A 16,141-nucleotide genomic window follows, 5' to 3' on the forward strand; every position below is an offset into this window, starting at 1 on the left:
AGATACGAGCGATCGCATCTCTACTATTGACTAAAGCAGTTTATTGACGATCCCAGATGCAACGCCATTTTGAGAATCTACGATTGCCGTAGTCGGATTTTGTTGATGTGTTTCTTCTTTGACTACGCCACGTGCCCTAATTAACCGAATAGCGCGGCTGACACTTTCTGGCAAAATCACGACCAGACTGTTATCTGGAGCCATATCTAAAGCTTTATTGATGGCTTGGGTTTCATCTAAAATGGCTTCAAAACGGCAATTTGGTTTTACTTGGGTAATGCCTTTAGTAATCAATTCTGAGGCTGAACCCCTAGGACGTCCCCTAGTGTCATCATCTTCTTTAATGATGATGTAATCAAAAATATCTGCTGCTAGTTTGCCCAAAGTGACAAAATCTTCGTCGCGGCGATCGCCAGGTCCCCCAACTACACCAATGCGCTGTCCCGTATTCCAGTTGCGGACAAAAGCACCTAAAGCTTCGTAACTAGCCGGGTTGTGAGCATAATCTACCAAAGCGTTGTAGTTGCCTAAATTAAACAAATTCATTCTTCCTGGGGTTTGACTTACAGAAGCCCGGAAGGTTTTCAAGCCAGCGCGAATCTGCTCAATTGTGACGTTTTGTACAAAAGCCGCTAAACTCGCTGCTAAAGCGTTAGCAATCATAAACGGGGCACGTCCGCCCATTGTCAAGGGAATAGTTTCTGCCCTTTCAATGCGGTGTGTCCAATCACCTTTAACAATTGATAGATAGCCATTTTCATAAACTGCCGCTACTCCGCCCTTTTGAATATGCTTGCGCACCAGTTCCGAGTCGGGGTTCATTGTGAAGTAAGCAATATTAGCTTTTGTTTTCTCTGCCATCGCTGCAACCCGGTGATCGTCAGCGTTGAGTACGGCATAGCCATCAGGAAATACTGCTTCTGCTACTACACTCTTGAGGTTAGCTAATTGCTCAATGGTATCTATATCGCCTATACCTAAATGATCGGCAGCAACATTTAACACTACACCAACATTTGCGGCTTCAAAACCCAGGCCGGAACGGAGAATACCACCACGGGCACTTTCCAATACGGCTACTTCTACAGTGGGATCTTGCAAGATTAAATGAGCACTTTGCGGCCCTGTATTATCTCCAGCTTCCACTAAGTAATCACCGATATAGGTTCCATCTGTGGTTGTATAACCTACTACTTTTCCTGTTTGCTTGTAGATGTGTGCCAGCAGTCGGGTGGTAGTGGTTTTACCATTAGTACCCGTGATGCTAAGGATAGGGATGCGGCTGGATTGTTCGTTAGGGAACAGCATATCCATGACTGCGCCAGCAACATTGCGGGGAATGCCTTGACTGGGCGCAACGTGCATTCTAAAGCCAGGGGCGGCGTTAACTTCGACAATTACGCCATCTACTTCCCTTAAGGGGCGGCTAATATCGGTGGTAACAATATCCAATCCTGCAATATCCAAACCAATAATCTTGACTACCCGTTGTGCCAGCCAAACGTTTTCTGGGTGGATTTCATCAGTACGGTCTAAGGCACTGCCCCCTGTACTTAAGTTAGCCGTGGCTCGCAGATAACAAACTGTACCTTTAGGGAGAATGCTATTTAGGGTGTAGCCTTGCCTTTCTAATAGCTGGTAGCTAGTACGGTCGAGTTCAATTTTGGTAAGAACATTGTCATGTCCTTCACCACGATTTGGGTCTTGGTTTGTTTCTTCAATTAGTTCCGCAATGCTAGATCTGCCATTACCAACTACATGGGCTGGTACGCGTTCAGCTACTGCTACAACTTTGCCATCTACCACCAATACCCGATGATCTCGTCCAACGTAATAACGTTCAACAATAATTGAGCGCGAGACCTGTCTGGCTGCTTCATAGGCTGCCTCTGCTTCTTCCCAGGTTCTAATATCAATGGTGATACCCCGCCCGTGATTACCATCTAACGGCTTGATGACTATGGGATAACCACCAACATATTCAATCGCTTCTTCTAAATCGTCCAAGAAATTGATGACTGTACCTTTAGGTACTGGCACGCCAGCTGCGGCGAGAATGCGTTTGGTGGCTTCTTTATCGCAAGCTAGTTCTACTCCCAAAATGCTGGTGTTGTCGGTCATTGTTGCTTGCATCCGCTTTTGGTTCACGCCATAGCCTAGCTGAATCAAAAAGCGTGCCCCTAGAGCCATCCAGGGAATACCTCGTTTTTCTGCTTCTTTGACGATCGCTTCTGTAGATGGCCCCAAAGACGCATCTCGCCAGAAGTCTTTTAAGTCTTGAATATCTTGCTCTAGTTCTGCTTTGGGATAGCGACCGCGATCGACAATACTTTGGCACAACCGCACTGCTGCTCGTCCAGCGTAGCGTCCCGCTTCCTCATTTAAGTACTCAATTACTACCTGGTAAATGCCAGGTGTAGCTGTTTCGCGGGTGCGACCAAAGCCTACATGCATACCAGCTAATTCTTGAAGCTCTAGGGCTACATGTTCGACGATATGGCCCATCATTGTGCCTTCTCGAACCCGCATTAAAAAACCACCACGACAGCCAGGGGAGCAATAGTGGCCCTCCAGACTTGGCAGCGCCTCTACTAATCCTTCGTAAAAACCAGGGATTTCATTCGAGGGCGTCTCGGCAAGGTTTTCTAAATCGAGGCGCATGACGATCAACTTGTGGCGTCGAATGCTCCAGTAGTTTGGGCCGCGTAAGGTCTGGATCTTGAGGATTCTCATGGGAATAGGTAGATGGAGATTCGGAACCAAAATTCTAGTTTCTTACTGGAATTGACCGCTAAACTGTTTATGATGAACAGTTTTTTCTTTTTAAATGTTATTTCTCTGATTTTTCTACAGTAAGAAACAAATCAGCGATCAACTCAGTGTAACCTCAGATACTCTATTCCGTCAGCTGGAGATCCGGTGTACAGCAGGCAGTACAGTCCGCTGGTACAGGTGGAAGCGATCGCCATAGCTGAGGATATGCAGACGTAAATTATGTACAGTTAAGGGTTCGTTGGCACCTACATGGGGTTCGTTGGTGTGAGTTACCTCCGTGGGATCAACAATTGTGACGCTACCTTTGCCCATGACTTGTAGCCAACCATCGCGCTCGAACACAGCACAAGTATCTTCATCAATACCGATACCTAGGCGATCGGGATGAGCGGCGATCGCACTAATTAATCGCCCCATGCGATTACGGTTGTGAAAGTGTTGGTCTACAATCACTTCGGGAATAAATCCTAAACCTGTGGCCATATCAACCAAAGAACGGTTTGGTGTCTCCCCACTACCGCCCCCAGCAATCATGTGATGCCCCATTACCGCTGCTCCCGCACTGGTGCCCGCTAAGGTCAGTTGTCCTGCCCTAACTCGCTGCCTAACAATTTCCATCACTGGCGTATCTGCCAATACGCCACACAGACGCAATTGATCTCCCCCTGTCAAGAAAACTCCGCTACAGGCTTCTAGGGATGCTTTAATCTGAGGGGCTTCGCACTGTTCCCTTTCGCGAATATCTAAAATCTCAACCTTCTCAGCACCCATTTCTTCAAAAATCCGAATATACCGACCACCAATGATGGCAGGTTCGCGAGAGGCAGATGGAATAATTGTAATATAGGCTTTGCTAGCACCAGCACGACCAAAAAAAGTTCTGAGGATATCGCGTCCATGAACTTTATCTTCTGCGCCTCCGATAACCAGAACGGCGGTTTTAGTAGCTTGGGGTGTCCTCATTTCCAGCGATTTAGCTTGTAATTGCGGCATTGTGTTTCTCCTGTCAACAACTTCAGGAGCCATCGCCTTGGACGGGTTCCCAAGGCAGTCCGGTGAGGTAGCCCCCGTCTTGGCGGTTCCCGGCGTTAGCGCTAGCGGTAGCGAGGAACGAGCGTCTGGGGGACTACCGAACCCGAAGGGTCTTGGTGGTTCCCCCTGCATAGGAACTGTCGTCGGCTTATGGCGAATGGCGTGTGAATATAACAAGGTTCAGTAGCCTGATTGTTTTTAGCACTTTGCTTCTTGGGGAGGACACTTTTTTAAAGTTTGGATTAGCCATTGCCGCTGCTCCAAATTCTTTGCTCGATCCACACGACGCCTCAGTCTTCATATGTCCATTGTCCTCAAAGCCAGTGCCTTGTTGTTCACCTGTCCACTTTTGCCAATTTGGCAAAATAGTGCTTGGAGGGCTAAGTGGGGACTAGACTGCGCCCTAGAATGGGGCAAGCAGGTTTTGACAAGCTGTGTTCTGAGGCTGGCTCGATGCATCCTGGAAGTTGTTAACTTAGTTCAGAATATTAATTTAAATGTAGTTGTGACAATATTTAAACATAAATCAAGTAATTAGAAAAACTTTTAATCTCACGCGAGATCTAAATTTTCTGGTACTTTTAGTTACTATTGACAAACTTTATCTGTAGTTTTAGCAGACATTAGCTTCTTGTTTTTCCTAGACATACAAATTTAAGATTAGTGTTCTTGAATACGAATAACTGTGCGCTTTGATATAGTTACGCTTTTTCCTGACTGTTTTACCTCTGTTTTGAGTTCTGGATTGCTGGCTAAAGCCTTAGCCAAACAGATTGCTCAAGTCAATCTGATTAATCCAAGGGACTTTACCACTGATAAGCACCGGAAAGTGGATGATGAACCCTACGGCGGCGGTGTGGGAATGCTGATGAAGCCAGAACCCATCTTTGCTGCTGTGGAATCGCTGCCGATTCTACCTCAAAGAGAGGTAATTTTGATGAGTCCCCAAGGACAAACCATAAATCAACCGCTTTTGCGCGATTTGGCTACAAATTACAACCAATTAATTGTTATTTGCGGACATTACGAAGGAGTGGATGAGCGAGTATTGCATTTAGTTACCCGTGAAGTCTCCTTGGGTGATTTTATTCTGACAGGTGGTGAAATACCCGCAATGGCTTTGATTAATGGTGTGGTACGACTGCTACCAGGAACTGTAGGGAAGGTAGAGTCACTGATAGCAGAGAGTTTTGAAGAAGGTTTGTTGGATTATCCTCAATACACTCGTCCGGCAAATTTTCGCGGGTGGAAAGTGCCAGATGTCTTGCTGTCTGGGAATCATGCAGCAATTGCCAGGTGGCGTTACGAACAACAGATTAAAAGAACAGGCGATCGCCGCCCCGATTTACTGGAAAAATGGAAGCGGGGGAAGGAGGGAGATGAGGGGGACAAGGAAGACAAGGAGAATAATTAGTATCAATGCCCAGTGCCCTATGTCCAATCACAAGTGACAAATAACAAATGACAAACATACGTATTGGTAACGGCTACGATATTCACCGACTGGTGAGTGATCGCGCTTTAATTTTAGGAGGAGTGAATATTCCTCATGAACTGGGTTTGCTGGGGCATAGTGATGCTGATGTACTGACCCATGCGATTATGGATGCCATGCTAGGGGCACTATCTTTAGGAGATATTGGTCATTATTTTCCTCCCACCGATCCCCAATGGGCGGGAGCAGATAGTTTGGTGCTATTAACTCAAGTACACCAGCTGATTCGCGATCGCGGTTGGCAAATCGGAAATATTGATTCTGTAGTAGTAGCAGAACGACCAAAATTGAAACCTCATATTGAAACGATGCGCGACAAGCTAGCGGCTGTTTTAGAACTACAACCGAATCAAATTGGCATCAAGGCTACTACTAACGAAAAATTAGGACCCGTCGGACGAGAAGAAGGCATATGCGCTTATGCCGTTGTCTTATTGGTAGCTGCTGATTAAATTTTTTGTGCGCGTATTTTTAATTATGAAATTTATTACTATCTTGGCTACGATTAAACGGTTTTGGTTACTAATAATTCTCAGCATAGCAACAGTACTAACAGTTGCTGCTTGTAACCCATCTAATTTCAAAACAACAGCTGCTCAAGTCCCACAATTAGTAACTAGTATTCTCAGTGATCCTAAAACATTTAATTTTCCTCTAAGTTCTGAAGTTCCAAATATTTTTGGTCTAACTTATGAAGGTTTAATTACTGAAAATTATGAAAATGGCAAAGTTGAACCAGCTTTAGCAGAATCTTGGCAAATTTCTGATGACAAATTAAAGATTGTTTTTACTCTACGTGAGAATCTGAAATGGTCTGATGGGCAACCACTAACAGTAGACGATGTGGTGTTTACCTACAATGATATTTATCTCAACGAAGCAATCCCCACAGATGCCAGAGATGGTATGAGGATTGGTGAAAGTCGCAAGCTACCAACTGTCAGAAAAGTTGATAATCGGCGAGTTGAGTTTGCTGTTCCCGAACCCTTTGCTCCATTCCTACGTAGCGCTACAGGATACCCGATTTTACCAGCCCACGCATTGCGAGAATCAGTAACCACAAAAGACCAGGAAGGTAAACCCAAGTTTCTTTCAAAGTGGAGCGTGGATACTCCACCAGATCAGCTAATCGTTAATGGCCCTTTTAAGCTAGAGCGATACGATACTAGTCAACGTATAGTTTTCCGGCGCAATCCCTACTACTGGCGCAAGGATGCACAAGGAAAAGCCCAACCTTATATCGAAAGAATCGTTTGGCAAATTGTCGAATCAACAGATACATCTTTACTGCAATTTCGTTCCGGCGGTTTAGATACAGTAGGCGTATCGCCAGAGTACTTTTCTTTGCTGAAAGTGCAAGAAAAACAAGGTAATTTTAAGATATATAATGGTGGACCTGGCTCCGGTACAACCTTTTTAATCTTTAATTTAAATAAGGGTTCACGAGATGGCAAACCACTAATTGATCCCAAAAAATCACGCTGGTTTAATAATGTAGAATTCCGGCAAGCGGTAGCTTACGCAATCGATCGGCAAACGATGATTAACAACACGTTTCGCGGCTTAGGGCAACCTCAAGATTCACCTATTTCTGTACAAAGTCCCTATTATTTTTCGCCAAAAGAAGGACTAAAAGTCTATAATTTTAATCTAGATAAAGCTAGGCAATTGCTAATTAAAGCTGGATTTAAATACAATGAAAAGAATCAGCTAATAGATTCTGAAGGCAATAATGTTCGCTTCACTTTGCTGACGAATGCTGGTAATAAAATTCGTGAAGCAGTAGGATCGCAAATTAAACGAGATTTGAGCAAGATTGGTATTCAAGTTGATTTTACTCCACTTGCATGGAATACATATACAGATAAACTTGCTAATACCTTGGACTGGGAAGCATCTTTGTTAGGTTTAACAGGTGGTTTAGAACCGAATGATGGTGCTAATGTTTGGTCTCCTGAAGGGGGATTACATATGTTTAATCAAAAACCCCAAGCAGGACAAAAACCAATACAGGGTTGGCAAGTTGCTCCTTGGGAAGCGCAAATTGGTGAACTTTACATCCAAGCAGCAAGAGAGTTAGACGAAGCCAAGCGTAAAGCAATTTATGCTGACACTCAAAAACTTGCTCAGGAATACTTACCATTTATTCACTTAGTTAACGCCTATTCGATGTCAGCGGTTCGTAATCGCTTTGAAGGTATTAAATTCTCAGGACTTGGTGGAGCATTCTGGAATATTCATGAAATCAAAATTACAGATTAGTCATTGGTTATTAGTCATTGGTGTAGTAGCAACTAACTACTGATAAAGTGCAAAGTCTGAGCGAAGGAAACCTCCACTTAGTACTTTGTAACAGAGGACAAAGAACAAAGGACAAAGGACTAATTACAAATGACTAATGAAAAAGCTTTGCGATCGCTCTTAGAAGCGGTTGCTCATGGTAACGTTACTCCCGATAAGGCATTAGACTCACTCAAAGACTTAGCCTATGAAAGAGTAGGTGATTTTGCCAAAATTGACCACCATCGGGCGGTGAGAACTGGTTTCCCCGAGGTAATTTGGGGTTTAGGTAAAACTCCCGATCAGATTGTCCAAATTATAGAAGTAATGCGTCACCGCAATCCAGTAGTGATGGCAACTCGGATTGAACCAGCGGTATATGCTGTATTGCAATCAAGAGTTAGAGGTTTGCAATACTACGAATTGGCACGAATTTGTGCAATTACTCCTGCTGAAATCGAACCTCAGTTTGACGGTGTGATCAGTATTCTGTCTGCGGGAACGGCTGATTTACCTGTTGCTGAAGAAGCAGCAGTAACAGCAGAACTTTCTGGTTTTCGGGTTCAGCGCCTTTGGGATGTTGGAGTTGCGGGTATCCACCGCTTGTTAAGTAATCGCCACGTGATCGAGTCAGCCTCAGTCTTGATTGTCGTAGCGGGGATGGAAGGCGCATTACCCAGCGTTGTTGCAGGTTTAGCGGATTGTCCTGTGGTAGCTGTACCCACAAGCATCGGTTATGGTGCAAGTTTTGGAGGGTTAGCACCATTATTGACAATGCTGAACTCTTGTGCGCCTGGAGTGGGTGTAGTCAATATTGATAATGGCTTTGGTGCAGCAGTTTTAGCTGGGCAAATTTTGCGAACAGCTGAGAAATTAAAGAAAATGTATTAAACATCAGTAGAGCGATCGCTGGACATCACCCAGAAGTAAAGGTTATGACATAAAAATCTTTTACGTGACTAAGTATGAACTACTTCAGCGATTTACTATCTGAGTTATTTTGGCATTTGCCTCTAAATTCAGTGTTAGCTCAATACGTTCACGATGCCAACGTTATGGGGCAGATTCAGCAGGGCTGGCAGCACTTTGTCAAGACAGGTCAAATTTGGGCAATGTTGATTGGTTTAATCATTGGCTATATCATTCGGAATCTAAGTAGCTACGGTTAAGGTAATTTTAGATTTTGGATTTTAGATAAATCCAAAATCTAAAATTGATTGCCCCACTTTTAAAATTTATGACCGAACAAAAAACTTGGAGCCAGCGGTTTGAATCAGCGTTGCATCCAGCGATCGCTCGTTTTAATGCCAGTATAGATTTCGACATTGAACTAATCGAATATGACCTTACTGGTTCCCAAGCCCACGCGAAAATGCTGGCTCATACTGGCATCATTTCCGCACAAGAAGGAGAACAACTAGTTGCCGGATTAGAACAAATTCGCCAGGAATATCGCCAAGGAAAATTTCAGCCTGGTATTGATGCGGAAGATGTTCACTTTGCTGTAGAACGGCGATTGACAGAAATTGTGGGTGATGTTGGTAAAAAGCTCCATACTGCGCGATCGCGTAACGACCAAGTAGGCACCGATACTAGACTTTATCTGCGCGACCAAATCCAACAAATTCAGAGCCAACTGCGAGAATTTCAAACTGTTTTACTAGATATAGCTGAAAAAAACATTGAAACTCTGATTCCCGGATATACTCATCTGCAACGGGCCCAACCCCTGAGTTTGGCTCACCACCTCCTAGCATATTTTCAGATGGCGCAACGGGATTGGGAACGTCTAAGAGATGTTTATCAGCGAGTTAATATTTCTCCCTTAGGGTGTGGGGCTTTGGCAGGAACAACTTTTCCCATTGATCGCCACTACACAGCCCAACTCTTAGAGTTTGAGAATATTTATGCTAACAGCCTCGATGGAGTGAGCGATCGCGATTTTGCGATCGAATTTCTCTGTGCTGCCAGTATCATTATGGTTCACCTCAGCCGCCTCTCAGAAGAGGTGATTCTTTGGTCATCAGAGGAATTTCGCTTTGTTACCCTCAAAGATACCTGTGCTACTGGCTCTAGCATCATGCCCCAAAAGAAAAACCCCGATGTTCCAGAACTAGTACGGGGAAAAACGGGGCGTGTATTTGGTCATCTGCAAGCGATGTTGGTAATTATGAAGGGGCTACCCTTGGCATATAACAAAGATTTGCAAGAAGACAAGGAAGGCCTATTTGACAGCGTTAATACAGTTAAAGCCTGCTTAGAAGCAGTGACAATTTTGCTACGAGAAGGATTGGAATTTCGCCCGCAGCGCTTGGCACAAGCAGTCACAGAAGACTTTTCCAATGCTACAGACGTAGCAGATTATTTAGCAGCAAAAGGTGTTCCCTTCCGAGAAGCTTACAATCTCGTGGGTAAAGTTGTAAAAACTAGTATTACCGCTGGTAAACTCCTCAAAGATTTAACATTAGAAGAGTGGCAACAAATTCATCCAGCATTTGCAGTTGATATTTATCAGGCAATATCCCCTCGCCAAGTAGTTGCTGCTCGTAATAGTTATGGTGGTACTGGCTTTGAACAAGTACGCCATGCAATTCTTGCAGCCCGTACTCAAATTGCTGAACCGAAAGACTAAGTGCTAGGAACTGAAACAGAGGCAAGAGAGACAAGGAAGAAATAAATTGCCCTACTAAATAAATAAAGGCGTACAAATTGTGTACGCCCTGAAGAATTAAAAACTCAAAGAGTCAGGATTTTATTAGGCAGCTTACTCAGCATCAATTGCTGCTGCGCCTTCATCTTCTTCACTCTTAGGAGGTCTTTGTTGGAACCTTCTCTGCATTCTTCCTGTAGTAGTTCGTTTACGAAACTTTCTGGCATATGCCTGGTTCCGTAGCGCCTTTTCTTTTTTCGGGTTACGGCGCTTAGCCATGTTCACCTCATTAAATAAACAACAAAAAAGAGCTACTAGGCAATATCAGCTACCGTTGTTATTGATATATTGTTAGCCTAGTCTAGCTATCACACAGTTTGAACAACGTACAATTATAACGTATTTATATTTAAAATGTCAATGTGTATATTGAATCATTTTACTGCTAATTAGCATTCTTAAGCAAATCATCTGTGACAGATATTGCATAACGGGTAAGGATTTTCTTCAATTTGTTTTGTATTAACTATATAAGCAGACATCTTGAATAGAGAAAGTAGGGATTGGAGATTAGGGAATATAGAATTAGAAAAACAGAGATTTTGATCGCTTGCTTGTGGAAAATCGAGTCAGGTTTTTATCTGAAAAATCAGGCAGAAAGAAGGAAAAAATTTCAGTCTTTGTTGGGCTTTATACTTTATAAGCATCTTTGACCAAAAAACAATTTTCTCAATAACTAAGTCATGAGTCAACACAATCATTCATCGTTGTCAATGGGTTTTTATCTGTTATTTTAAATAATCAATAATGTTTTTTGGACTCTAATCTGACTTAGGTAGTAAAATATCTGTAATTTCGGATATATTTCTCAAACTATAACTTTGGTTAAGCTTGGAAAACCTTATGATATATGAGATATTGCAAAATCTAATTTTGCATTTTTGCTAAATATTTAATGTTAATTGCTCAATAATCAATAGGTTTTATGCAAAATTTTGTTTTAAGAGATTAAACCGTATATTTTCTAAATCGCTTTTGAAATTGCTCTCGTTCTTTAGTACAAGTAGTATTTTGCAATAGTTAGTATTGTATTAGATTTTTTTAAAAGCCTGCTGCTCAAGATCTCAACTCTCAAATTGCTATAATGTACATACATACTAAGTAAAATTTAAAAAACTCATTTATCAGTTTTATTTGTATAAAGATATACGCTAATAAATTAGCGTTGATGTTAAGATTGAGATATTCTAATGAAGTGTTAGAATAAAAATCCAAACTACCAACATAGTTGTATAATTAATAACTCAATACATTAGTATTTAGACATCTATGTTAAGTGGTAAGGAATTATAGAATACAACACAAACATTTGCAGATTGAACGTTCTTGCTTTTTTCACGATCGCTGTAAAGTCCACACGTAGCTTATGGCGCTTTGGACAAACGGTATTGGGTATAATATTTCGTCATCCCATTACTGGCACCAGCATCATCCCGATTTTACCTGATGGCCGGATTGTGCTGATTCGGCGCAGCGACAATGGTCGCTGGTCATTGCCTGGAGGTATGGTGGACTGGGGGGAAGATATTCCTACTACAGTCCGCCGAGAGTTACAGGAAGAAACTGGATTGCAGTTGGTGCAAATCCGGCGTTTAGTCGGGGTTTATTCTTCCCCAAACCGCGATCCCAGAATTCATTCAATTTGTATTGCTGTGGAAGCAGAAGTACAAGGAACAATGGAGATTTACGATCCATTGGAAGTCATAGATATTCAAGCTTTCTCTCCAAACTCCCTACCTCTAGAACCCATGTCTCACGATCACTCTCAGCAGTTGCAAGACTATTTAAATGGCTTGACAAAAGTGGCATAACAATATTTTGTTTGTCATTAGTCATTAGTCCTGTGTCCAAATTCGGTTTTCCATAAATAATGACTATTAACTATTGACTAACTATGCTAAAACTTAAAGCGGTTTGCAGTTGAGTGTAATACAAATTTTGGTCTTAGGGTAACGGGCAATAGACAACGGTTGTTTGCTCTTTATTTCCTCATGCCAGAATTTATGTACATCACCAAGTGAGAATTGCTATAACTCTTATAATTCAGATGGATACGCTATTTCATAACTCTCGGAGAAAACTCTCGCAAGGGCTATTATTCTGGCGCGAAGCTGGTAAAGGAACTCCGGTAATTTTGTTACATGGTGCTTGGAACGATAGTAGTCAATGGGTATCGGTGATAGATTCTTTGTCTTGTAATTTCCATTGCTTTGCACCAGATTTATTAGGATTTGGTGAATCCGAAAATCCTAATATCCATTACTCAATTGATTTACAAGTAGAGTGTCTAGCTGAGTTTTTGCGAGCTTTGAAGCTAGAAAAAGTATATTTAGTAGGGCATTCTCTTGGTGGTTGGATTGCGGCTAGCTATGCTTTAAAGTATCCAGAGCAAGTTGATGGTTTAGTGTTGCTCTCACCAGAGGGTGTAAAGATAGCAGGACAAGAAAAGCAATGGCAAAAGATGCAGCGATTAGTGAAATATTCTCCGTTGATATTTAAAGTTTTTCAACTGCTTCGTCCCTTAACGAAAATTCTAGGCTTGCACTCAAAAATTCAACAATATTTGCAGCCACGTAAGTTGATGTTGCAATATCCTACAGCCTGCCAGTTATTGTTCCAAAGGCAACAGCCAGAATTGGAGGCAGAATTACTACAAAACCGATTACACCTGATAGAAGTCCCAGCTTTAATTTTACAAGGTGGTAAAGATACACCAGATGCTCTAACCAAAAGTCAAACTTATGCTCAACTAATTCCTAAAGTCGAGTTAAAAATCATTTCTCATGCTGAAAACGATCTTCTAGAATCTTGTGTTGGAGTTGTAACTGAAGATATTCAGGAATATATCAAAGAACGATGTTCCTGGGTTATGTAGATTTTTCAGCCAGAGAATCACGGCTTTATAAAACTAAATACAAGTGCACAAGGAAGTGGTATTCTTCTTTAGTACTTCCAGCCATTTCCTCCCCATTTCAAAGTGAATGTTGCTGAATTAGTCACTGTTTCAATTATTCTCCTACTCGTAGCCACCGTTGTCGCTCTACTGTCGCGCTGGCTACGAGTTTCCTATGTTGCGGGTTTAGTTTTAGCAGGTTTAGCAGTTACAGAACTCTTACCACAGCGCATTGGTCTCAATGATTCCTTGATTTTAAATTTATTTCTGCCAATTTTGGTGTTTGAGGCAGCTATTAATACAGATATTAGCCGTCTCCGTACCACGGTTAAACCAATTGCTTTATTAGCTGGACCGGGAATTATCATCTCTTCTGGTGTCACAGCCGCAATCTTGAAATGGGGACTGGGACTAAATTGGACAGCAGCACTGCTAGCTGGGGTGATTTTGGCAATTACTGATACTGTTTCTGTGATTGCTGTATTTAAGGAGGTACACGTCCCTTCTCGTCTTTCAACTATTGTTGAGGGAGAAAGCTTATTTAACGATGGAGTGGCGCTAGTTTTATTTAGTTTGATTTTAAAAGTTCATGCAGCTGGTTCACTCTCAATTCTCGCCGGACTGCAAGAATTATTTGTGGTGATTATTGGGGGAACTTTAGTAGGGTTAGCTGTAGGGTATTTGAGTACGGGCTTATTTGTACGTGCTGATGAACCACTTAGTAGTATTTTGCTCACAGTAGCTGTGGCTTTAGGCGCTTTTCAACTTGGACATTCTTTTAGCGTCTCTGGTGTAGTGGCTGTGGTTGTTGCTGGGTTAATTGTCGGCGCAGTAGGACTGTCAGGGAAAGTATCGGCTTCTACACGATTGACATTACTTAGCTTTTGGGAATCTATTGCTTTTGGGGTGAATAGCTTTATTTTTCTGCTTATTGGTATAGAAGTTGACCTAACAACTCTATGGAAAACCTTACCTGCTGTACTGCTAGCGATCGCAGCTTATCAGATAGCACGCATAGTTTCTATCTATCCACTTTTAGCTATAGTACGTTGGTTTGACCGTCCAATTCCTTGGCGCTGGCAACACGTTCTGTTTTTCGGCAATATTAAAGGTTCTCTTTCGATGGCGTTGGCGTTGAGTATCCCTACAACAGTAACAGGACGAGAACAACTAATTGCCATAGTATTTGGCACAGTATTGCTGTCTTTAGTTGGGCAAGGAGTAAGTTTACCTTGGTTGGTGAAGCGGTTGCAATTGTCTCAGGTATCAGCAACTCGTCAGCAGGTTGAAGAATTACAAGCCCAATTAATCACCGCTAAAGCAGCACAGGATGAATTAGATACCCTATTGAAAACAGGGGTGTTACCAAAAGCTGTATATGAAGAGATGCGTTCTGCTTACCAAGTGCAGGTAGCAGGTGCAGAAAAGGCACTACGAGAATTATATAATCGCCGTTCGGATGAGTTGGAAACCAAAAGTGGTGAACCCAGTAAGCTTGATGCTATTCGTCGTCGATTGCTACTAGCGGAGAAAGCAGCACTAAATGAGGCAATACGTCAGCGCATTCTTTCAGAAGAGATTGTGTATGAACGGCTGAGAAAAATTGATGAGCAATTGTTGAAGTTAGAAGATGATTAATCAGTCATAAAATAAAAAATCACAGAGACACAAAGAACACAAAATTTACCTTGCTATTTTGAAGATGTGCTTGCGGAGTTTTTTTGAGTTTTGATTACTTTACCGGGGCTAACAAAAGAAACTCCTTGTTGGAATTCAGTTGCAATCATTACTGCTTCTACTATAGGCTCAGAAATGACTTTTTGGGATACCCATTCTACAATAAAATTTGCTCCTGAACCTCCACTGGTATCTGTTCTATTAACAAAAAAATCTGTAGAAGCTAAAGCATTAAGTTGAATAGGACGTTCTAAATATTGCTTTATTAATTTACCATTTGAATCATAGTAACGCACAGCAGTAATGATTATAGGATTAGCTAAATCTGTATTCCGAATACTTAGGGTAGCTGCTAAATCTAAAATCTTGCGCTCATCGTTATGATAGATATGAGAATAGACAGGTACATAAATAGTTTGTCCCATTGCTATTTGAAAGTTTTTATCGAGAGTCACTACTTGTTGAGATGATTGTGGCTGGGTAGTTTGGGATTGTGGCTTTGGTGGATTCTTTAATGATGTACAAGCCACCAAAAAACTTAAAGCAATTACTAAATAAAAACGTAAGTAGTGCTTCATTAAATTTATTTACAGCCTTCAATAAAATCAATCATTTGATGCAATGAACCTGGTTTGGTGACAACTAATACTGTTGAACCTGGTTCTAATACTGTACTCCCATTAGGAATATTTAAATCCTCGTGGGGATGAGGTTGATAGCCAATAATTAAAGAACCGCTAGGAAAGCGTGAATCTTGCGCAACTTCGGCAATGCTACGACCAACAACATAGCAATTGTTAGGAATCGAAAGTTTTAAAACCTCAATTTGACCTTGTTCAAAATGCATCATTGATTCGACTTGCGGATATTCGATCGCATTTACCATTGTGGAAACCGCTAGTTCAACTGTGCCGATAATATGATTGGCTCCAGCTAATCGAAAAGGTTCAGCGAAATCGGCATGACGCATCCGAGTCACAATGTGGGGAACACCATAATGTTTGGCGAGAGTTACCATTGCCAAGTTCAAAGCATCACTTCGCAGCATAGCTGCCAAAGCGTCGGCTTTCCGAATTCCTGCTTCTAATAACACGCCTGTACTAACAGCGCTACCTTCAAAAGCCATTGCTCCTACTTGTTCGCGTGCGTAGCGACAAGCATTAGGATCAATATCAATCACAGCTACGGTATGTCCTAGTTCTACCAATTTCTGTGCCAAGCTTAGTCCCACCAAACCAGATCCACCAATTAGCACGTACATGGCTACTTTTTGTTACTG

The 16,141-nt window shown here is 42.1% G+C and carries 14 protein-coding genes; 9 read left to right on the forward strand and 5 right to left on the reverse strand.

What is annotated here, in order from left to right; genetic code table 11:
- Window positions 1-30 precede the first annotated feature (30 nt).
- Entirely contained in the window at window positions 31-2,733 is a 2,703-nt protein-coding gene (gene cphA, locus BV375_RS34395; protein WP_086768948.1) for a cyanophycin synthetase, read from the reverse strand.
- A 171-nt stretch (window positions 2,734-2,904) separates the two neighbouring features.
- A complete protein-coding gene (locus BV375_RS34400) occupies window positions 2,905-3,768 on the reverse strand; it encodes a cyanophycinase (RefSeq protein WP_086688482.1) in 864 nt (287 codons plus the stop codon).
- A gap of 724 nt (window positions 3,769-4,492) precedes the next feature.
- On the opposite strand from BV375_RS34400, the gene trmD reads away from it, so the two are divergent.
- From trmD to argH, 6 genes are all read left to right on the forward strand, one after another.
- Window positions 4,493-5,221, forward strand: coding sequence for a tRNA (guanosine(37)-N1)-methyltransferase TrmD (gene trmD / locus BV375_RS34410; RefSeq protein WP_086768953.1), 729 nt, complete (start codon window positions 4,493-4,495; stop codon window positions 5,219-5,221).
- 47 nt (window positions 5,222-5,268) lie between these two features.
- Window positions 5,269-5,754, forward strand: coding sequence for a 2-C-methyl-D-erythritol 2,4-cyclodiphosphate synthase (ispF, locus tag BV375_RS34415; RefSeq protein WP_086768955.1), 486 nt, complete (start codon window positions 5,269-5,271; stop codon window positions 5,752-5,754).
- Between the two features lie 25 nt (window positions 5,755-5,779).
- On the forward strand, window positions 5,780-7,564 hold the full coding sequence (locus BV375_RS34420) for an ABC transporter substrate-binding protein (RefSeq protein WP_086768957.1): 1,785 nt from the start codon (window positions 5,780-5,782) through the stop codon (window positions 7,562-7,564).
- Window positions 7,565-7,693: 129 nt separating this feature from the next.
- Complete coding sequence (larB, locus tag BV375_RS34425; protein WP_086768959.1) at window positions 7,694-8,473, forward strand: nickel pincer cofactor biosynthesis protein LarB; 780 nt, start codon at window positions 7,694-7,696, stop codon at window positions 8,471-8,473.
- Between the two features lie 74 nt (window positions 8,474-8,547).
- Window positions 8,548-8,751 carry a hypothetical protein gene (locus tag BV375_RS34430; protein ID WP_086768961.1) on the forward strand — a complete coding sequence of 68 codons (204 nt, stop codon included), beginning with the start codon at window positions 8,548-8,550 and terminating at the stop codon, window positions 8,749-8,751.
- 68 nt (window positions 8,752-8,819) lie between these two features.
- A complete protein-coding gene (argH, locus tag BV375_RS34435) occupies window positions 8,820-10,214 on the forward strand; it encodes an argininosuccinate lyase (protein ID WP_086768963.1) in 1,395 nt (464 codons plus the stop codon).
- Window positions 10,215-10,346: 132 nt separating this feature from the next.
- Here argH and BV375_RS37430 read toward each other — a convergent pair whose 3' ends face one another.
- Complete coding sequence (locus BV375_RS37430; protein ID WP_009457656.1) at window positions 10,347-10,511, reverse strand: hypothetical protein; 165 nt, start codon at window positions 10,509-10,511, stop codon at window positions 10,347-10,349.
- A gap of 1,097 nt (window positions 10,512-11,608) precedes the next feature.
- Between BV375_RS37430 and BV375_RS34440 the strand changes: the two genes are divergently transcribed.
- The 3 genes from BV375_RS34440 to BV375_RS34450 all read left to right on the forward strand — a co-directional run bounded on the left by BV375_RS34440 (window position 11,609) and on the right by BV375_RS34450 (window position 14,823).
- A complete protein-coding gene (locus BV375_RS34440) occupies window positions 11,609-12,103 on the forward strand; it encodes an NUDIX hydrolase (protein WP_086768965.1) in 495 nt (164 codons plus the stop codon).
- Window positions 12,104-12,339: 236 nt separating this feature from the next.
- Window positions 12,340-13,167: an alpha/beta hydrolase gene (locus tag BV375_RS34445; protein WP_086768967.1), complete on the forward strand. Its 828-nt coding sequence runs from the start codon at window positions 12,340-12,342 to the stop codon at window positions 13,165-13,167.
- Between the two features lie 102 nt (window positions 13,168-13,269).
- Window positions 13,270-14,823: a Na+/H+ antiporter gene (locus BV375_RS34450; protein ID WP_086768969.1), complete on the forward strand. Its 1,554-nt coding sequence runs from the start codon at window positions 13,270-13,272 to the stop codon at window positions 14,821-14,823.
- A gap of 53 nt (window positions 14,824-14,876) precedes the next feature.
- Here the strand turns inward: BV375_RS34450 and BV375_RS34455 are convergent, their stop codons facing one another.
- Window positions 14,877-15,440 carry a DUF3124 domain-containing protein gene (locus BV375_RS34455; RefSeq protein ID WP_086768971.1) on the reverse strand — a complete coding sequence of 188 codons (564 nt, stop codon included), beginning with the start codon at window positions 15,438-15,440 and terminating at the stop codon, window positions 14,877-14,879.
- Window positions 15,441-15,445: 5 nt separating this feature from the next.
- The gene (locus BV375_RS34460; RefSeq protein WP_086768973.1) at window positions 15,446-16,123 is read right to left on the reverse strand and encodes a TrkA family potassium uptake protein; all 678 of its coding nucleotides are present in this window, start codon (window positions 16,121-16,123) and stop codon (window positions 15,446-15,448) included.
- Window positions 16,124-16,141 lie beyond the last annotated feature (18 nt).

The sequence above is a fragment of the Nostoc sp. 106C genome (assembly GCF_002154725.1).
Classification (GTDB): Bacteria; Cyanobacteriota; Cyanobacteriia; order Cyanobacteriales; family Nostocaceae; genus Aulosira.